This is a genomic window from Streptomyces sp. WMMB 322, from assembly GCF_900090145.1.
In the GTDB taxonomy this organism is placed as follows: Bacteria; Actinomycetota; Actinomycetes; order Streptomycetales; family Streptomycetaceae; genus Streptomyces.
This window is the reverse complement of the sequence record NZ_FMHI01000017.1, coordinates 80,465-98,886: the sequence shown is the minus strand read 5'-3', so window position 1 is coordinate 98,886 and position 18,422 is coordinate 80,465. Positions and strand designations below refer to the sequence as shown.

Sequence of the window (18,422 nt, the reverse complement as noted above, 5' to 3'; positions counted from 1 at the left end):
CGGAGGCCGGGGCCGGCTCGCTCATCCGTCGCCGGGCTCCTCCGCCCCCCGAGGGCGGAGGAGCCCCACGCTCAGGACCGTGCGCCCCCGGCCTCCGCGGCCGTGTCCGTTCCGCCCTTCCCGGGACCGCCCGCACGCAAGTGCCGCAACCACCCGGCATCCCGGGCGTGGCGCACAGCTCCGGCGGCCAGTTCGCGTCCCTTGACCTGCGCGAGGTGCACACCCAGTGCGGGCGTCATTTCCCGGCGCGCCATCACAAGACGCCCGCTGGCCACGGCTTCGGCCTGCCATCGCAGCTTGTGCGGCTCGGCACCGCGCAGCAGATTGAGCGTGCCCGCCCCCACCGCGTCGGCGTGCGCCGCGGCGTGCCGCAGCAGCATCGTGGTGATGTCGACCCGCTGGGACCGCAGCTTCGGGTGTGCGCCGTAGAGGTAGCCGCAGACCATCTCCCGGCTGGTGAAGGTGATGTCCGAGGCCACGGTCTCGTCGTCGACGCGGTACTCGGTGATGGTTGCGTCGCCGCTCTCCGCCATGCGCTCGACCGTGCGTTCCAGGTGGGCGCGGAAGCGCGGCCGCAGATGCTCTGGTGTCACACCGCGGCCCTCCCACTGCATCGCGTGCAGCTTCAGCAGAGTACGTACGGCCCCGGCGGCCTCCGACGGCAGCACGTCGTGCTCCTTGACCCCCAACTTGTCGATCTTGCGCAGCTTCTGGCGGGTGCGCTTGGCGCTCGCGGCCGGCAGCCGCTCCAGCAGCTTCTCCATGGGGAGACCGGGCAGTTCGAGACACACGGAGTCCGCGAGCCTGCGGCGGGGGCCGGGCCATGCGTCGTACACCTGCTCCGCCGCGGCACCGCGGCGCACCTCGCGCAGATCGATCAGTGCTCCGCGCGACGCATGGTGCAACGCCATCGCCAGACACGGGGCGGCGGCGGGGAATCCGCCGTCCAGCAGTACGTCGCAGAAGTCGGTGATGCCGCCCCCGAGGGCGACCAGCGTCGGCAGGGGCCGGTGGGTGAGCATCATCGGCGCCGCGGCGACGAGCCGTCCGTTGTCGCGGACGAGTACGACGCGGAGCCGGCCCCGCCCTCCGTACGACCGCCACCACGATTGCAGCCAGGCGTGGGACTGGAAGGGAGTGGACCCGGGGCTGCGCCGGCGCAGCCCGTCCCACTCCGCGGCGAGGCCGGCGAACGCCGCAGGATCCCGGCACACACTGGCGCTGGTCATCGTCCTGCCTCGGTCAGGGAGTCGGCGCTCGTGGGCTCGGCCGCGACGCCCGCGCCGGGGGCCGCGTCGGGCACCCGGCCGTCGCCGGCCGTCACGGGCACGCCGGTGTACTCCGGGCGTCGACGGGACTGCGGACGGACGAGCAGCACGAACCCGCCGATCAGCCCGCCCGCGCACGCACCCACGGCGACCGCGACCTCCCGGGACGGTGAGACGGGCGTCGCGGGTGCCACGGCCTCGGAGAGGAGGGTCAGGCGTGCGCCGGTCCGCTTCACCGAGGCCTTGGCCGTCTTGGTGAGGGCTTTCGCGACGGCGTCGGCGTTCTTCGCCGCCTGCGATGCGCTGGACGAGGTCGCGGTGATCTGCACCATCGGGGCGTCGGGCGACGTGCTCGCCTGGATGCCGTCGCTGATCGTGCCCCGGCGGAGGCCCGCCCGCTTCTCCGCGTCGGCGAGGATCATCGGATCCGTCGCGATCTTGCCGAACGCCTGCGCGTAGCCGAGCGCGCCGCCCACCTCCGACCGGCCGGACGGCGAGACGACGACGTAGCTGACGGCCGAGTACTGCGGCGGTGTCATCACCGAGTACCCGGCGCCGCCCCCGGCGCCCAGGAGGAGGCAGACGGGCAGGGGCCACCATCGGGGCGTGCGGCGCAGCAACGCCCTGAACCGGACGGACAGCCGCCGCGCCGGGGACACGGAGGACTTCGGGGTGCGCGTGCGGCTGCGGGACCGGGCGGAAGAGCCCTCGGTCACAACGGCGTTGCTGCGGAGCGGAGTTGTTCTGGTGAGGGCGGAGGTCTTGCTGCTGCCGCCGTTCGCCGGGGGTGCCGCGGACCCGTTCGCCGGGGGGGCCGCGGATCCGGCCGGAGCCGCCGCCTCCGGCTTCCCGGTTCCCTTCCTGGACTTCCGGCTCCGGATCCTGAGCCTCCCGGCTTTTGCGGCGCCGGCCTCCTTGGCGGGTCCGGTGCCGGTGCCCGTGCTGGTTCCGGAACCGGTCCTGGCCGGACGGGCCCCGGGCTTGGCTGCGGTGCCGGTGCCGGTGGCGGTGCCCGCGCCGGACCGGGACTTGGCGACGTCCTCGGTCTTCGGCTTCGCGCCGGTCTCCGGTTTCGCCCCGGCCTCTGGTTTCGCGCCGGGCTTTGGTTTCGCCCCGGCCTCTGGTTTCGCGCCGGGCTCCGGTTTCGCCCCGGTCGCGGCCTTCGTGACCGGCTGCGTCTTCGTGTCCGTCGTGCCGTCCGTCCTGGATTCGGGCCCGGTGTCGCTCCTGGCGCCGGATCCGGTCCCGGCTTTGCTCCGGGCGTCGGTCCCGGCGCCGGCCGCCTCGGACTCCACAGGCACCTCGGACTTCACAGCGGCTTCGGACTTCACCGTGGCCTCCGTCTTCACGGCCGCCTCGGACTTCACCGCGTCGCTCTCGGACGTGCCGGCCGGGCTCTTCTCCCCGGCGCTCTCCGCGCCCTCGGGGGTTGCGGCCCCCGCTCCGTCGCCGTTGCCGGGCTTTTGCGGGCGGGCTTCGTTCCGGGACTGCGCCGTGCGCGCCGAGCCGTCCGCGGTGGGGTTTTGGGACGATCCCTGTGCGGCTTTGGGCATGGCAGGACTCACCTCGTTGTCAGGGGTAGCGATGTCGGCGCCGGTACGGGCGTGGCCGGGGCCGGTGCCGTTGCGGGCAGTTGCGGTGCGCCTGTCACGGCGCGGTAGACGGCCATCAGCCGCTCGGCGCTGCGGACGATGTCGTAGCGCTCCACGACGGGCGGTACGGGCAGCCGTACGGGCTCCGCGTTCCGGTACTCGCAGAGGAGCGCGGTGAGTTCGGGCACGCCGGTTCCGATGCGCCGGGCGCCGGGTGCCTCCTCGGGCGGCAGGTCGTCGATGGCCGGGCACGTCACGTGCAGCGCCGGCAGCCCGGCCGCGAGGGCTTCCAGCACGGCGAGCCCGAAGGACTCCTCGGACGACGGCGAGACGAACACGTCCATCGCTGCGAGCAGGTCCGGGATCTCCCACGAGCCGGCATCGGCCGAGGCGACCGTCCCGTCGCACTCGCCGAGCATGTGGACGCGGTCGAGCGAGCCGAGTGCCGTCGCGATGCCGCGGAGCGTCTCGCGCTCGGGACCGTCGCCCACCAACACCAGTTGCGCGTCCGGCAGTACGGACACCGCCCGCACGAGCGTCTCGAAGTGCTTGCCCGGCACCAGCCTCCCCACGCCGCCCACGACGAACGCGTCCTGGGGAATGCCCAGCCGCCCGCGTGTGGTGACGCGGGCCAGGGGGTCGAAGCGGAAGCGGCGGGCGTCGATGCCGTTGGGCACGGTGTGCAGCCGGGAAGCGGGCACGCCCCAGCGCCGCAGCCGCTGCGCGACGGTGTCGGACACCGCGACGGTTGCGCAGCCCAGCCGCTCGGAGGCCAGATACAGCGCGCGGATGCCCGGACCGAGCCGCCTCCCTTCGATCGTGTCGTCGCCGAGGGAGTGCTCCGTGGCCACGACGGCACGCACTCCGGCGAGCCGTGCCGCGAGGCGCCCGTACAGGCAGGCCCGGTAGAGGTGGGTGTGGACGAGGTCGTAGCGCCCTTCGCGGAGCAGGTGGACCAGCAGCGGCATGATCGTCGCGTCGAGGTTCCCGGTCATGCCCAGGTGCGTGACGCGGTGACCGTCGGCGAGGATACCGTCGGCCACGACACCCGGTGCGGTGAGGGTGAACACGTCGCAGCGGACGGGCAAGTGGCGCAGCATCAGCCGCAGTTGCTGCTCGGCTCCGCCCACGCCGAGCCCGGTGATGACGTGCGCGACCTTCATCGGGCGCCTCCGGTCCCGCTGCCGACCGCGCCCTCGTCCTCGTCCTCTCCGGCCGCCGCGCCGGTGTCCTCCGGCTGCCCCTGCTCGGGGGGAAGCGGCTTGCGGCGGAGCGGATTCAGCGTCCGCTTCAGGAACAGCCGCACGGAGTTGTCGGCGGAGTCGATGTGCACCCTCGGCAGGGCGTGCATGCAGGTGAGCGCCCCCGGGTCGATGGCGCAGGCATAGCCGTAACCGGCGTCGCGCACCGCCTCGACGGCGCGGGGATCGACCGTCCCGTACGGGTAGCAGAAGCCCTCCGGGGCGGTGCCGGTGATCTCCGCGACGAGCGCGCGGCTCTGCTTGGTCTCCTGTTCGACGGTGGCGTCGTCGGCCTTGGTCAGGTCGGTGTGCATCAGGCCGTGCGAGCCGATCTCCATGCCTTCGGCCGCTGCGGTCCGGATGCCCTCGGCGTCCAGGAGGGGCTTGCGCGGGCCGAGTTCGTCCCAGGCGTTGATGCCGCCGAGCCGGCCGGGCAGCACGAAGACGGTGGCCGTGCATCCGTGCCTGTGCAGCAGGGGCAGGGCGCTGTCGACGAAGTCGGCGTAACCGTCGTCGAAAGTCAGCCCGACCAGTCCGGCGTCGCGTCCTGCCGCCCGCGCCCGCATCAGCTCGCCCACGCTCACGCCGGACAGGCCGCGGTCGCGCAGCCAGCGCAGCTGCCGGTCGAGCCGGTACGGAGAGACCGTGATCCGGTACGGGTCGTCCGTGCAGCCGGAGACCGAGTGGTACATCAGCACCCACGGGGGTCTCCGCCGCCGCGTGCCTGTGCGGGCGGTCGCGGGTGCGGCCGCGGGCTCGCGTGCGGACGCCGGTACGGGCACACGTCGCTGGGGCGAGGGCAGCGGCAGGGCGGGGATGCGGGCACGGAACTCAGCGGACATGAGCGAACCTTCGTTTGACGACGGCGAACAGCTGAGGCACCTCCGGGGCCCTCACGAGGCGGGCCACGGACGCGAAGACGACGAGGACGGTCACTCCGCCGGCCGCCGCACCGGCCAGCGGACCGCCGGCGAGCAGGCCCGCACCCCAGCCCGCGGCGGAGGCGACGGCAGCCGCCAGCAGCAACCGGGCCAGCCCGGCGGCGACCCGGCGAACGTCGATGGCGACCACGCGCGCACCGAGGCCGTGCAGGAGGAGCAGCGCGGCGGTGAGGATCCCGGCCGCGTTGGCCGCGGCGATGCCGTGAACTCCCCACGGGCGCACGGCGATCGCCCCCGCCACGACCGTGACGAGAAGCCCCAGGGCCATCACCGTGGCCGGGTACCAGGTGGGCCGCGCGCCGGAGAAGAACGGACGTACCAGCGCGCCGGCCAGGCTGTGACCGAGCAGGCCGCAGCTGTAGACCCGCATCACCGAGGCGGTGCCGTCGGTGTCCTCGGCGTCGAACGCACCCCGCTCGAAGAGGAGCTGGATGAGCTGCGGCGCGCAGGCGACGACGTACGCGGCACCCAGCAGCACGACGATGGCCACCAGCGCCAGGTCACGCTCCACACGCAGCCGCGCCCGCAGCTTGTCGCCGTCCGCCATGGCGCGCGCCACGACGGGGAACGTGACGGTGCACACCATGAGCGAGAGCACCATCGGCATCTGCGCGACCTTCTGCGCGTAGTTGAGGTGCGAGATGGCGCCCGCCGGCAGGGGCGAGGCGAGGTAGCGCTCGAAGAGCACCTGTGCCTGGCGGCTGACGGCGAAGGTCGCGACCGGTGCCAGCACACCGAGGCCGATCATCGCGACGCGACCGGAGTTCGCGGCCGGGCCCGCAGCCGGAGCGGGTGGGGCGGCGGGTGTGGCGTCCTGGCCGGAGACCGCCGGCGCGAGTGCCGGGACCGCCGGACCGGCCGGACCGGACGGCTCCGTCGAGCCCGCCGGCCCTGCCGGGACCGCGGCTCTGGAGCGGGCGTTCCGTACAGGGGCGTCCGTCCCGCGGAGCGCGGCCGGTGTCCTGCGTTTCCCGCGTGAGGGCAACTGCCTGATGAACGAGGGAAGTTGGACCAGCACCATCAGGCCGCCGCCGACCGCGACCCCCACGGCGGCCGACCGCACCCCCCACAGGGAGTGGCCGGCGAGCATGACCGCGATGATCGCGACGTTGTACGCGACGTAGATTGCTGCGGGCGCTACGAAGCGCCGGTGGGCGCGCAGCGCGGCACTGAAGTAGCCGGCCAGCCCGAAGGTCACCACGGTCAGCGACGTCAGGCGCATGCAGTCCACCGCCGTACGCGCGTCCTGCAGACCGGGTGCCAGCAGTCGCACCAGCAGCGGGGCGGCGAGCAGCATCAGCCCGGCGGTCGCGGTGAGGCCCAGCAGCAGCCGTGGCAGGGTCCGCCGTACGACACCCAGCACCGGGTCGTCTGCGGCGTCCGCGCCGAGCAGGGCGCCGCCGTCCCCGGAGCCGGAGCGGGCGCCGCGCCGCGAGAGGGCGAGGCTGAATGCGGGGACGAGGATCAGCGCCATCGCGTCCTCGATGAGCAGCGTCGCGGCCAGTTCCGGGACGGTCCATGCGACGAGGAAGGCGTCGGTGTCGGCGTCGGCGCCGAAGAGGCCGGCGATCGCCTGGTCGCGGAGCAGACCGAAGAGCGCGCCGGCCGCCGTGAGCGCGGCAGTGATCACGGCGGCACGGGCGAGGAACCTGCCCAGCGGCGGGGTGCTTCCGTCGCCCTTCCCGCCGCTGATGCCGTTCCGGCCGGGGCCGTCGCTTCCTGTGCCGGGCCCCGTCGACGTCGCCGCGTCCTGGGTGGTGGTGCGGGAGGCGTGCGTTTCCGTCATCGGGCGGGTGCCTCTGCCTTGCCGTCGGCGGTGGGCACGGACGAGTCCGGGCGGGGGGCGGCGGCCGGGGCCGCGGGGGAGGAGACCAGGGCCCACCAGGTGATGGCACCCAGGAGGACCGCGGTCATCACGGTCGAGGGGCCGCCGATGTCCGCGTAGAGGAAGTCGACGCCCTGCCACACGAAAAGCCCGACGGCAGCCAGTCCGCAGTCGGCGGTGCCGGGGGCGTCCGTGGGTCCGCCGGGCCGGGCCCGGCGGGCGGCGTACAGGCGCCGCAGCCCGCACAGGAGAAGTACGCCGCCTCCGCCGACGAACGCCACGGCGCCGATGAGGCCCTGCTCGCTGAGGACGAGCAGATACATGTTGTGCGGGGAGAGCAGCGGTTCCTTCTGGAACTGCATGCCGGCTCCCGCGGTGTCGCTGCCCGAGGAGAGCCCCACCGAGGCGTGCCCGTCGCGGTGCGCGGGGAAGTTCTTCGGGCCGACGCCCGTCAGGGGATCGTCCTGCCACATCGAGGTGGCCGCCGACCAGAGGCTGTAGCGGTCGGTGACGGACCGGTCCGGGGCGGAACCGATGTGGGTGATGCTGGTCAGCCGCTCCTCGACCATCGACGAGCCGACCCCGAAGCCGCCCACCAGCACCACCGACGCGGCGGCCAGCGCGAGGAGGACGGCCACGGCCCGGCGCGCACCAGCCAGCAGCAGTACCGCCAGGCACGCGACCGCCGTGGCGATCCACGCGCCGCGGCTGTAGGAGAGGACCAGCGGAGGCACGAGCGCGGCGGCGCACGCCATCGCGGTGACGCGCTGCCGCCGTGAACTCTCGCGCGGGTCCGCGAGGCAGAGCGCGAACGCGGCCACCAGCCCGAGCGATACGACGGTGGACATCCCCATGACGTCCAGCGGCCCGAACGTGCCCACGGCGCGCACGTCCTTGCCCATGTACGAGGCACCGGTGAGCGTCACGCTCTGCACGACACCGACCGCGCCCTGCACCAGGGCCAGCACGACCATCGCCCAGCACAGCAGCCGGAAGTCCCTGGTGCCGCGCACCAGGAGCAGCAGCGCACCCGGGATCAGCACGAAGATCTGCATGTACCGCACGAAGCCCGGCACGCTCGCCGAGGGATCGGCGGACGCGGCGGTCGCCACCGCGAAGGCGACAGCCGGTGCCCCGAGCACCGAAGCCGCCATGGGTGTCAACCGACCGCCGCGTCCGCGCAGCAGCCTCACCAGGCACCACACCACAAGCACCAGGGAAGCCGCGTCTGCGGGGGTGGCCTTTCCGGACATGGTCACGTCGCCGGTCTGCACCGGCATGCACAGGACCAGAACGGTGGCCACGGCGGGCGCCATCGGCGCCCATCGGCGCCAGAACGCCGCACTCGTCACGCGTGGCCGCCGCCGTGCGCAGCGGTCGCCGCCCGTGGCGCCTGTTCGGTCCGGGTCCCCGGGTCCGCCCGGGGCGCTCGTCCGTCGCTTCCCCTCCGGGTCATGCGCCGGGACGTTCCGGCCGCCGTCGCCGAGCGGCGGACGCCGGCTCTCCGGCAGTGCGACCGTCACCCCGATCACCGTCCTTCGAGGCGGAAGAACGAGGTCACGGTGCGGAACATGATCCGTACGTCCTGCCACAGAGACCACGTCTCGATGTAGTGGTTGTCGAAGCGCGCCCGGTCCTCGATGGAGGTGTTGCCGCGCAGCCCGTACACCTGGGCGAGGCCGGTGATGCCGACGGGCGAACGGTGCCGGTCGGCGTAGCCCGGGTGGTCCTTGCTGAACTGCTCCACGAAATAGGGGCGTTCGGGACGCGGCCCGACCAGGCTCATGTCGCCGCGCAGCACGTTCCACAGCTGCGGCAGCTCGTCCAGCGACGTGCGGCGCAGCAGCCGGCCCACCGTGCTCATCCGCTCGTCTCCGGCGACGCTCCACCGCGTCGCCGACTCCGTCTCGTTCGCGGGTCGCAGCGTGCGGAACTTCAGCAGCGTGAACGGGCCGCCCCCGAGGCCCACGCGCTCCTGCCGGAAGACGACCCCGGGCCCGTCCGAGATCCGCACGGCAAGCGCGCAGGCGGCCAGCAGCGGAGCGGCGACGACCAGCGCCGGAACGACCAGCGCCAGGTCGAGGAGCCGCTTGCGCCAGCTCCAGCCGGAACCGGGGCACTCCAGGGACAGGCGCCTGCACGAGAACCCCCACACGTGAGCGGGGCCGGCGTCGTGCGTGCCGTGCACTCCGACCGCGCAGCCGGGCCGCACCAGCCAGCCGGCCACGCCGCGTTCGCCCAACGCCTTCGCCAGCAGGGCGTTCTGCGGCTCCTCCCAGGGAGAGCGCAGGAACACCACGTCCCGGACGGTGTTCTGGATGACCGCTCTCGTCACGTCCTCCAGCACCACGACCACGGGAAGCGGCGCGTCACCGTCCTCGGCGTCGCTTTCGCCGCCGTCGCCGTCCGCTGCGCCGACGAGGTCGACGAATCCGACCGGCCGCAGCCCGTAGCGGGGGTGCTCTGCGAAGACGTCCGCGACCGTACGGGCCAGGCGCCCGCTGCCGACGATGAGCGCAGGGCGCGGCCGGCGCCGTGCCCTGATCCTCCGGAAGCCGTGCACCAGGGCGCGTCCGGTGCCCGCGAGAGCGGCGTTCGCCGCGACGGCTGCGAGCAGGACCACCCAGCTCAGGGCCGACGGGCTGTCGAACGACGCGAGGAGTGCGGCGGCCACGCACCAGGCCAGCGCCGCCCGGGCGGTCAGCGCGGGAAACTCGTCGAGCGCGTACGTCCGCAGCCCCGGCCGGTACAGGCCGGCCTGGGCGTTGAGGGCGAGCGTCCCGAGGACGACGGGCCCGAGCAGCAGGATGTCCGCCTCCGTCCCGCCGCCGACCGCCGCTACGACCGACGCGGAGGCGGCCGCGTCGGCTGCGGCGATCGCCGCGCTGCCCCGGTGGCGCAGGCGCAGCAGGTTCCGCCGCTTGCGCAGGCCGCCCACGGGCGTGGGTACGGTCCGGTCGCCCGCCGGCTGAGGGGGCTTCACCGCGGTGCTTCCGTCCGGGGAGCCTCCCGGCTCCGGACGGGTCGCGATGCGTGCGCTGCCGGCTCTCTCTTCCGTGCGGTCCGTCGTCATCGTGCGGCCCACCAACGGCTCGCCGGGGCGTGCGCGTCGAGCACGTCGCGGTACAGGCCCAGCACGGACTCCGCGGTGCGGCGCACGTCGAAGTCGGCCCGTACGTGCTTGCGTGCGGCCTCGCCCATGAAGTCCCGCAGTTCCGGCTCGCCCAGCAGGCGTGCGACCGCGTCGGCCAGGGCCCGCGCGTCGCCGGGGGGCACCAGGCACTGGTCCTGCTGTCCCGGCGGCAGACACTCCCGCGCGCCCCCGACATCGGTGAGGACGACGGGCCGCCCGCAGGCCATCGCCTCGAGCGGAGTCAGCGCCATGCCCTCCCACAGCGACGGCAGCACGACCAGATCGGCCGCCGCGTACCAGCGGCCCACCTCGTCGCTCGCGCCCGCGAACAGCACCCTGTCCGGGGCGGCCGCCGTCAGTTCCTCCCGGTCGGGTCCGTCGCCGACGAGTACGAGCCAGGCATCGGGCACGCGCCCGGCGACGCCGGCCCACGCGTCGAGGAGGATCCGCTGCCCCTTCTGCGGGCACAGCCGGCCCACGCAGACCACGATCGGGGCCTGCGCCGGTACTTCGTTCAGGAGGGGCGCAGCGGCACGTGCCGCTGTGCGGTCCTCGGTGTCGGCCTCCGGCACACCGTTGTGCACGACGGCCCAGCGCGCCGCGACGCCGGCCCGCTCACCGGTGCGGCGCTCCGCCTCGCTGACGCACAGCACGCGGTCCGTCCAGTGCGCGGCGCGGCGCTCCCAGGCGCGCGCGAGCCGCGCCGTGAGCCCTCCGACCGCTTCGAACGACCAGGCGTGCGGCTGGTACACGGTGGGGAGACCGCCCCGCAGGGCGAGCCGGGCGGCCAGCCCGGCCTTCGCGCTGTGCGCGTGGACGAGGTCGGGTGCCACGCGCCGGATCAGCCGGTGCGCCCGCCGGGTCTCGGCGGCGACGCGGAGGCCGGGCTCCCGTCCGGCCTCCCACACTTCCACCTGCGCACCCGCCGCCGCGGCCTGCCGGGAGAGGCTTCCGCCCTCCGGGCAGCCCACGACGGCGCGTACGCCTTCCTTGATCTGGGCCCCGACCAGATCGGTCACGACCCTTGCCACCCCGCCGTCCGCCGGTTGTGCCAGATGAAGGACCGTGAGCCGGTCTCTTCGTTCTCTGCGCTGCGAAAGCACCCGAACGTCTCCTCAACGTCACTGCCGGACAGACTTCTTGGCGGAAAATGGGGGATCGCCGGATCTCAGCGGCGGGCGCTCACCTGCGTGTAGAGGGCGCCGAGCAGGTAGTCGTCCCTTCCGGAGGTGAAGCGGACGAGAAGGCTGTTCCCGCCGGAGAGCAGCGCCTTCTGTGCGTCGAACCGGTCGGAGTCGTATCCGAGGGTGTTGCGGTGCGCGGGAACGCGGCCCGGAACCTCGCGGCCAAGATTGGTGATCGAGGAGTTGAAGGCGTCACTCCCGGGGTTCGCCGAATTCGAAAGCGGCGTTCCCTTGCGCTTGTTGGCGGAGAGGGAAATCGAGTCTCCGCCGGAACCGCGGTCGCCGTCGTAACCGACGACGCCGACGGAACCCTTGGCGCCCGCGGGGAAACTCATCGGCCGCGTCGCGAGGGAGAAGCCGTTCGTGTGGCGGTCGGTCGCCGCGAGTCCGTCCCAGACGCTGAGGTGCCGCCGCGGCGACTTCTTGTTCTCGTACGCCACCACGAGCGTCCAGCCGCCCCAGGCACCTGCCGTGGACCGGCCCTTGGCGACGTTGAGCTGCGCCACCGTGTAGGCGCCGGGCCCGCTGCTTCTCACCAGGGACGTCACGTTCGCGGAGGCGTGGTAGGCGTCCGCCCCGTCCGAGCGGCGGTGCGTGCGGATCGTGTCCGCCTTCAGCGCTCGGTACGACCCGCGGGGCTCGGCCACCAGGACCCGTCCGTTGTCCTTGGCGGGCTTGACCTCTCCGACGCGCAGATTGCCGCCCCAGTACAGGCGGGCGTACTTCACCTGCGAGTTCGCCGGCATGCGCAGCGCGGCCCGTGTGGAGTTGTACGTGTTCTTGTCACGGTCGACATCGGAGTAGAACATGTCGTACTCGCTGTTCCGGCCGGGCCCGCCCTTCTGCACCGAGCTGCACGACGCGGCGTTCGCCACGGGTTTGAGGCATGTGATCGACGAGTTCGCGGCTGTGGCGATCCCGCCGTTGAGTGTTGCGTGATAGCGCTCCTTGAGCGCCTGACGCGGTTCGGGTGCCGACGCGGATGACGCCGGCGGCGCCAGTGACACCGTCGTGGCCGCGCAGAACACAGCGCAGCACAGTCCGCGAACCGCTGATTTTCTCTTTTCCATCATGGATGACTCCGTCTCCCGTCACGAAACAGAGAGACCTTTACAAAGGCGATCGCGAAGCGTCAGACGGCACGCCGGTCATCTTTACCTTTTCACTGACTAGCCGATACTTGGAGGCCGGTATGGGGCCGGACGGGTCACTGAAAATCGCCGGTGAATGCTCGGATAAGGTCGGCCCCATGTCGCTCACGTTCGAAATGGATCCGCCTGTCGACGCTCAACTGCGAGACGGTCTGTGCACGTTGTGGGCCGACGTGACCAACGCCGGAGGCGCCATCGGCTTCGTGCCGCCGGTGACACCGGACGCGATACGCCAGGACCTGCTGACCCACCTCGTATCCGTCGACGCCGGACGCACGCGCATGCTGATCGGCCGCGACGAACACGGCGCCATCGCCGCCGGTGCCTTCCTCGTCCTCAACACCCACAGACTCAAGCGCCACTGGTGCTCGGTCTACACGGTGATGGTCCACCCCTCACTCCAGGGGAGAGGGCACGGCCGGGACCTGATGTCCGCGACCGAGAAGGCGGCCAGAGGCATGGAAGGCATCACCGCACTGCGACTGACCTGCCGCGGCGGCCTCGGACTGGAGCAGTTCTACGCGTCCTGCGGCTACCGCGAAGTCGGACGCCTCCCGGGCGCGATCAAGGTCGCGGACGGCGAGCTCCGCGACGACGTCACACTCTGGATGGACCTCGCATAGATCCGCGGACAGATCACGGACCGCCGGCGGAGCGCCACGCCCCGACGGCCCTGCCGCGGGGGCACCGGCCGTGGGAAGGGGCCGGAGTGATCGTCCACGGCGCTGTGTTTGACTGGACGGAGCCGCCCGGCGCCCGGCAGCGCCGCGCCGAGCGGCCGGCGCCGCACAAGGAGCGGCGCACGTATCACCCCAGAAGTCCGGAGAAGACCTTCGTGAGCAGCAAGTCGCACGCAACGCTCCGCTACACCGCCATGCGGGCCGGCGTCTTCGCCGGCTGTCTCCTCGTCGTCGCCGTCCTCGCGTACACCGGGATCATCCCCGAGGGCATCGGCCGGTCCAACCCGCTGTGGATCGTGCTGCTCGCTCTCGTGGTCTCGGCCCCGCTCAGCTTCGTACTGCTGCGCAAGCAGCGCGACGCCATGTCGGAACAGCTCGTCGACGGGGTGGGCCGGGCCAAGGAACGGCTCTCGGCGAACCAGAGCCAGGAGGACGGCGTCGCCTGACGCCGCCCCGCTCCTTCCCCCGCGCCGGCCCCGCAGGGCCGCCCGCCGCACGTAAGGCTTGTCACACGCTCGCGGCAGCCGCTGGGAATGGCAGCCCCGCCCGGGGGCGTTGTGCGTGCTCGTAACGCCCCGGCGGAGTTCTTTCCGGGGACCGAAGCCCACCCTCCAGCGGGAGTCCGACCGTGCCCTCGTCCTCAGAATCCTCCGGGCCTTCAGAAGCAACCACTCCGGACACACCGCCCGGAGGCTCCGCTCCGCCCGCCTCCCCGTCCTCGTCTCCGTCCTCGCAGTCCTCGCCGTCCCCGCGCGGACGGATACCCAGGGTCCCGTTCTGGGCCCAGATCCTGCTCGGGCTCCTCCTGGGTGTCCTGCTCGGCTGGGTCGCCCGCAGCGGCGACATCTCCTGGCTCGGGACGGCACTCACGAAGACCGGCGAGATATTCGTCCAGCTGCTGAAGCTGGCGGTCGCTCCGCTCGTCTTCTTCGCGATCATGGTTTCGATCACGAACCTGCGCAACGTCCACAACGCGGCACGGCTCGCCACCCGCACGCTGCTGTGGTTCATGGCCACCTCGCTGATCGCCGTGGCCATCGGCCTCCTCATCGGCCTGGTCACCAACCCCGGCGCAGGCACCGGCCTCTCGGCCGGCGACGCAGGGAAGCCCGAGGAATCCGGATCGTGGCTGGACTTCCTCACCGGGATCATCCCGACCGACATCATCACGCCCTTCACCGAACTCCAGGTGCTGCAGATCGTGTTCATGGCCGCGGTCGTCGGCGTCGCCGCCCTCAAGCTCGGCGAGAAGGCCGCACCCCTGCTCTCACTGGGCGAGGCCGTGCTGGCGCTGCTGCAGAAGGCGCTGTGGTGGATCATCCGGCTCGCCCCGATCGGCACCGTCGGTCTCATCGGCACCGCCATCAAGGACTACGGCTGGGACCTCATCGGCAAGTACGCCACCTTCACCGCCGACATCTACATCGGCTGCGCCCTCGTCCTCTTCGGCGTCTACCCGCTGCTGCTCGCCACCGTCGCGAAGGTCAACCCGCTGCAGTTCTTCCGCGGTGCGTGGCCGGCGATCCAACTGGCCTTCGTCTCCCGCTCGTCCGTGGGCACCATGCCCCTCACGCAGAAGGTGACCGAACGACTCGGCGTCCCCCGCGAGTACGCCTCCTTCGCGGTGCCCTTCGGCTCGACGACGAAAATGGACGGCTGCGCCTCGGTCTACCCGGCCATCGCCGCCATCTTCATCGGCGAGTTCTACGGCATCGACCTGGGCCTGCGCGAATATCTGCTGATCGTCTTCGTCTCCGTCATCGGCTCCGCCGCCACCGCCGGCCTCACGGGCGCCACGGTCATGCTCACCCTGACCCTCTCCACGCTGGGCCTTCCCCTCGCGGGCGTCGGCCTGCTGCTGGCGATCGACCCGATCCTGGACATGATGCGGACGGCGACGAACGTTGCCGGACAATCAGTGATTCCGGTGCTGGTCTCGGCGCGGGAGGGGATCCTCGACCGCGACAAGTACGCCCGGGCCCGCAGCATCGACCTGGACGGCTTCGAGCCGGAGGTGCGGACGGCGACGGCAGCGGCGTAGGGCGGTCCTGCCGTATCGGTTGCCAACTCCCCTGGCTTCTCCGGAGGCCGGGGGAGTTTCGCCGGAAGGGTCGGAGCTCCCGTCGTTCACCGTCTTCGGCCGGACCGATCCGCGCATCGAGAAGGTCACCGGAGTTTCATGAAGAAGGGACGGGCTTCGGCCGGCGTGCAGCGCCGGTTCATCGACGCACCGCCGGGCGTATCGAGGACAGCCAGGCCGGCGTGCTCCCCGCCTACGCCACCAGCCGGGGACGGGCGTTGATCGACCGCCCGCTCTGTCTGCCCGCCCACTCCTGGTGGCAGCCGCCGTCGGCCCCTCCAGCAGGGGAGCTCGCCGGAGGGTAGCCATCGCGGAAGGACGGCGACCTGCGAGAAGAACGGCGACCTGCGAGTGGTCGATCTCGTCAGTCGTCGAAGTTGTGGCGGGAGGCCTCGATGTGGCCGAGGTACCGGTGAGTCCAGTCGCACAGGCCGTCGATCGTCACTCGCAGGGCCTGGCCCGGCTCGGTGAGGGTGTATTCGACCCGCGGCGGCACGACCGGGTGCACCGTGCGCTCGACCAGGCCGTTTCGCTCCAGCATGCGCAGGTTCTGGGTGAGCATCTTGTGGCTGATGCCCTCGATCTCGTCCCGCAACTCACCGAAGCGCAGCATGCCCTCCCCCAGAGCCTCGATGATCAGGAGTGCCCACTTGTTGGCGACGTCCGAGAAGATCTCCCGAGCCAGAGTGTCGGCGCGCCTCACATCTGCTTCGTCGAGCGAGCCTGTGAACTGCTTGGTCACCATGAGGTTCCCCAGTCACTGAAAAGTGCGTTCTTCCATGTCAGCGACCACTCTCTTACAGTTTCGAAGTAACCACAAGAGAGCGAGTGCGCGCGGAAGCGCCCTTCACGACAAGGAGGCAGCAGCATGCCCATCACATTGGCGAACCCCAGCGGACTTCCGGAGATCGACGTCTACCGGCAGGTGTCCGTTGCGACGGGCTCGAAGCTGGTCCACGTTGCAGGCCAGGTCGCCTGGGATGCCGACGGTGTCACCGTCGGCGAGGGTGACCTCGCCACTCAGGTCGAGCAGTGCTATCTCAACATCGGTACCGCTCTGGCCGGAGTGGGTGCCTCATTCGAGGATGTGGCGAAACTGACCGTCTACGTCGTCGACTGGACCCCTGACAAGATGCCCCTGCTCCTGGAAGGGATCGACCGGGCGGTCACGAAACTGGGCTTCACCCCAGCGCCCCCGGCCAGCTTGCTGGGCGTTGCGGCGCTGGACGTACCCGAGCACCTGGTCGAGATCGAGGCCACGGCAGTCATCGACTGAACAGGGCCCCGGCCGTATCGCAGACGTAGCCGTCGTCGGTGCGTGGCGCTCCTGGTCGCGGCGGCGTAGTCGGCTTCGGCGTTGTAGGCCCGCAGCATGAGCTTGGAGAAGTCGCGCACCATCTTCCTGCCCTCGGTCAGGGATCCGTTGACGTGCCAGTCCGTGGCCGCGAGCACCGCGCGATTGTCTCTGGCCAGCGTCTTGACCTGGTCCTTGAGGTCACTCAGCGCGGACTTGTACGCGACGGCGTCCGCCAACGGATGCCGGTATTCGTAGATCCCGGCTTCCTGAAGCATGGCTGCTTCTTCGGTGTGCACGACCTGGCCGCGGAGTTGATCCAGGCGGTGCTGTGTCCTCGCTGTCTCGGCCTGAATGTCGGCGGATCGCCGCATCAGATCGTCGTAGGTCTGCCGTTCGCGGGCGAGTGCCTGATGCAGCTGATCGGAAGCTCGGTCGATCTTGGCGAGCAGCAGCTCGTCCGCCTCCTGATAGGAAGCGCGAAGCCGTTCGGTGTCGACGACCAGGGTGGCCGCCTCTTCGCCCTGTACGCGCGAGAGCTGCTGATACAGGGCGTTCTTCTCAGCGCCCTGTCTGGCGTGCTCGGCCTGCAGGCGCTGCAGCTCTCCCGTGAGTCGCTCCACTTCGGCCTCCGCCTGCTTGCGTCTTCTGCCGAAGACCCCCGGGCCGCCGCCGTTGGACCTTGCCGGAGTAACAGGTAATCCGCCGTACGGAGAGGCAGAGGCAGTAGGGGTCTGATGTGGGACCGCCGGGGGAGGGCCGGTGGAAGGGTCGACTGGTACCCATAGCTGCCAGCCCTCAGGCGGCGCAGGCCAGGAGGGGTCAGGCTGCCAATCGGCCGACGCCTCCCAGCCCTGCGGGGGTTGAGGCCAGGAAGGTGGCGGGTTGAAGCGGAATGACAGGACTTGGCCGCACGATGGCGGACGGGCACAGTCACGAGACGCGATGGCGAACGGGCGACGTTGACAGGCAGGTGGAGTTGATTGAAGAGGGCGCCGTCGGCCGCAAGATCCGCCCAGCGTGCGAAGCCCTGGTCCAGGTGGTGGAGATCACCGATGACGCTGAGGCAGCCGCACACCGCGTTGCCCAGCGACTCGGCAGCACCGAGCGGGACGTGCTGTCCGCCCCGTACGTCTGGATCGGCACCGAGGAGGAGATTCTTGATGCGATGGCCGGCCACGAGCGTCGCTGGGGCATCACCCGGTATGTGCTCCGTGAGCCCGCCTTGGATGCCGCTGAACGGCTGGTGACACTCATCGGTGGTCCCCATGGCACTTGAGTAGATGCGAACCGGCGACCTCTGTTTACAACCTGTGGATAGCTCGGACATCTACGATCGGAGCGGTCTCGTGAGCGACGGCAACGAGGGCCTCCGGCTACCAACGGTGCCGGACAATCAGTGATTCCGGTGCTGGTCTCGGCGCGTGAGGGAATCCTGGATCGCGACAAGTACGCGAGCGCGCGGGGCGCTGACCTGGACGGCTTCGAGCCGGAGGTGCGGACGGCGACGGCGGCGGCTTAGGGCAGCAACCCGGCGCCGCACTTCTCGCTGAGGGCCTCCGCAGGGAATTTCGCAATCCGCGACTGAATTCTGCTGCCGTCGGGCCGGTGCTTCTCGCCGGTGGATTCACCGAGTGCGCCGGATCCTGGCGGCGATTGCGTGCCCGACGAGGAGATAGACGAGAGCAGGCAGGGCGTAGTTGAGGACGAGACGCAGGCCTTCGCTCTCCACTGTGAAGATGTTCTCGGACCAGCCGGCGAGCCAGTACGCCATGTCCTGAACGTACTGGACGAACAAGTTGGTCCGGTCGGCACCGAGCAGGTGGAAGACGATCCACAGGCCCACGTAAGCAGCTGCGATGTCGGCGACCGTGTGGACCACGAAGGCTCTCCATCGTGATCGCGATTCGTCACGGGGCCCGCCCTGGCGATGGCTCGTGGGGGCGGGTTGGTGGGCGTGACTCATAGCGTCCGATCTCTTGGGTGCATGTGTCTCAGGAGGGCCGGAGGAAACCGGCCTGAGTTTCCCTCCA

Annotated in this window: 18 protein-coding genes and 2 pseudogenes; 9 read left to right on the top strand and 11 right to left on the bottom strand. The window is 71.4% G+C overall.

Annotated features, from left to right (window positions below):
* Window positions 1–71: 71 nt before the first annotated feature.
* The 9 genes from H180DRAFT_RS23110 to H180DRAFT_RS23065 form a co-directional block, all read right to left on the bottom strand.
* Window positions 72–1,229 (bottom strand): GNAT family N-acetyltransferase, encoded by a 1,158-nt coding sequence (locus tag H180DRAFT_RS23110; RefSeq protein ID WP_055488048.1) that lies wholly within the window; start codon window positions 1,227–1,229, stop codon window positions 72–74.
* Window positions 1,226–2,821, bottom strand: a complete 1,596-nt coding sequence (locus H180DRAFT_RS23105) for a YveK family protein (RefSeq protein ID WP_055488047.1) — start codon at window positions 2,819–2,821, stop codon at window positions 1,226–1,228. Before H180DRAFT_RS23105 ends, H180DRAFT_RS23110 begins: the two co-directional genes overlap by 4 nt.
* An 8-nt stretch (window positions 2,822–2,829) precedes the next feature.
* The gene (locus H180DRAFT_RS23100; RefSeq protein ID WP_055488046.1) at window positions 2,830–4,023 is read right to left on the bottom strand and encodes a glycosyltransferase; all 1,194 of its coding nucleotides are present in this window, start codon (window positions 4,021–4,023) and stop codon (window positions 2,830–2,832) included.
* The gene (locus tag H180DRAFT_RS23095; RefSeq protein WP_079100348.1) at window positions 4,020–4,793 is read right to left on the bottom strand and encodes a polysaccharide deacetylase family protein; all 774 of its coding nucleotides are present in this window, start codon (window positions 4,791–4,793) and stop codon (window positions 4,020–4,022) included. The genes H180DRAFT_RS23100 and H180DRAFT_RS23095 overlap by 4 nt, the downstream gene beginning before the upstream one ends.
* Before the next feature lie 139 nt (window positions 4,794–4,932).
* Window positions 4,933–6,828 carry a lipid II flippase MurJ gene (locus tag H180DRAFT_RS28745; protein WP_055488045.1) on the bottom strand — a complete coding sequence of 632 codons (1,896 nt, stop codon included), beginning with the start codon at window positions 6,826–6,828 and terminating at the stop codon, window positions 4,933–4,935.
* Entirely contained in the window at window positions 6,825–8,171 is a 1,347-nt protein-coding gene (locus H180DRAFT_RS23080) for an O-antigen ligase family protein (RefSeq protein ID WP_368073144.1), read from the bottom strand. The genes H180DRAFT_RS28745 and H180DRAFT_RS23080 overlap by 4 nt, the downstream gene beginning before the upstream one ends.
* A gap of 224 nt (window positions 8,172–8,395) precedes the next feature.
* Entirely contained in the window at window positions 8,396–9,940 is a 1,545-nt protein-coding gene (locus H180DRAFT_RS23075; RefSeq protein WP_079100346.1) for an exopolysaccharide biosynthesis polyprenyl glycosylphosphotransferase, read from the bottom strand.
* Entirely contained in the window at window positions 9,937–11,055 is a 1,119-nt protein-coding gene (locus tag H180DRAFT_RS23070) for a glycosyltransferase (protein WP_302622455.1), read from the bottom strand. The genes H180DRAFT_RS23075 and H180DRAFT_RS23070 overlap by 4 nt, the downstream gene beginning before the upstream one ends.
* Window positions 11,056–11,168: 113 nt before the next feature.
* Window positions 11,169–11,993, bottom strand: a complete 825-nt coding sequence (locus H180DRAFT_RS23065) for a DUF3344 domain-containing protein (protein ID WP_368073143.1) — start codon at window positions 11,991–11,993, stop codon at window positions 11,169–11,171.
* Between H180DRAFT_RS23065 and H180DRAFT_RS30980 the strand changes: the two genes are divergently transcribed.
* From H180DRAFT_RS30980 to H180DRAFT_RS30605, 5 genes and pseudogenes are all read left to right on the top strand, one after another.
* Complete coding sequence (locus tag H180DRAFT_RS30980) at window positions 11,992–12,123, top strand: hypothetical protein (RefSeq protein WP_368073142.1); 132 nt, start codon at window positions 11,992–11,994, stop codon at window positions 12,121–12,123. The genes H180DRAFT_RS23065 and H180DRAFT_RS30980 overlap by 2 nt on opposite strands.
* Window positions 12,124–12,433: 310 nt before the next feature.
* On the top strand, window positions 12,434–12,958 hold the full coding sequence (locus H180DRAFT_RS23060) for a GNAT family N-acetyltransferase (RefSeq protein WP_055488043.1): 525 nt from the start codon (window positions 12,434–12,436) through the stop codon (window positions 12,956–12,958).
* Between the two features lie 212 nt (window positions 12,959–13,170).
* Window positions 13,171–13,461 (top strand): DUF4229 domain-containing protein, encoded by a 291-nt coding sequence (locus H180DRAFT_RS23055; RefSeq protein ID WP_254666154.1) that lies wholly within the window; start codon window positions 13,171–13,173, stop codon window positions 13,459–13,461.
* A gap of 314 nt (window positions 13,462–13,775) precedes the next feature.
* Window positions 13,776–15,056 carry a dicarboxylate/amino acid:cation symporter gene (locus tag H180DRAFT_RS23050; RefSeq protein ID WP_055488097.1) on the top strand — a complete coding sequence of 427 codons (1,281 nt, stop codon included), beginning with the start codon at window positions 13,776–13,778 and terminating at the stop codon, window positions 15,054–15,056.
* Window positions 15,057–15,191: 135 nt separating this feature from the next.
* A pseudogene (locus H180DRAFT_RS30605) lies at window positions 15,192–15,352 on the top strand (transposase); the annotation flags it as partial.
* Between the two features lie 107 nt (window positions 15,353–15,459).
* On the opposite strand, the gene H180DRAFT_RS23045 reads toward H180DRAFT_RS30605, so the two are convergent.
* Window positions 15,460–15,840, bottom strand: coding sequence for a winged helix-turn-helix transcriptional regulator (locus H180DRAFT_RS23045; RefSeq protein WP_055488042.1), 381 nt, complete (start codon window positions 15,838–15,840; stop codon window positions 15,460–15,462).
* A gap of 123 nt (window positions 15,841–15,963) precedes the next feature.
* Between H180DRAFT_RS23045 and H180DRAFT_RS23040 the strand changes: the two genes are divergently transcribed.
* The 4 genes and pseudogenes from H180DRAFT_RS23040 to H180DRAFT_RS30600 form a co-directional block, all read left to right on the top strand.
* Window positions 15,964–16,371 carry a RidA family protein gene (locus H180DRAFT_RS23040; protein ID WP_055488041.1) on the top strand — a complete coding sequence of 136 codons (408 nt, stop codon included), beginning with the start codon at window positions 15,964–15,966 and terminating at the stop codon, window positions 16,369–16,371.
* A gap of 152 nt (window positions 16,372–16,523) precedes the next feature.
* Window positions 16,524–17,090, top strand: coding sequence for a hypothetical protein (locus tag H180DRAFT_RS29950; protein WP_159033599.1), 567 nt, complete (start codon window positions 16,524–16,526; stop codon window positions 17,088–17,090).
* 215 nt (window positions 17,091–17,305) lie between these two features.
* On the top strand, window positions 17,306–17,668 hold the full coding sequence (locus H180DRAFT_RS23025) for a hypothetical protein (protein ID WP_055488038.1): 363 nt from the start codon (window positions 17,306–17,308) through the stop codon (window positions 17,666–17,668).
* 96 nt (window positions 17,669–17,764) lie between these two features.
* Window positions 17,765–17,911, top strand: a pseudogene (locus H180DRAFT_RS30600) (dicarboxylate/amino acid:cation symporter); the annotation flags it as partial.
* Window positions 17,912–18,016: 105 nt separating this feature from the next.
* Here the strand turns inward: H180DRAFT_RS30600 and H180DRAFT_RS23020 are convergent.
* Window positions 18,017–18,271 (bottom strand): hypothetical protein, encoded by a 255-nt coding sequence (locus H180DRAFT_RS23020; RefSeq protein WP_055488037.1) that lies wholly within the window; start codon window positions 18,269–18,271, stop codon window positions 18,017–18,019.
* Window positions 18,272–18,422 lie beyond the last annotated feature (151 nt).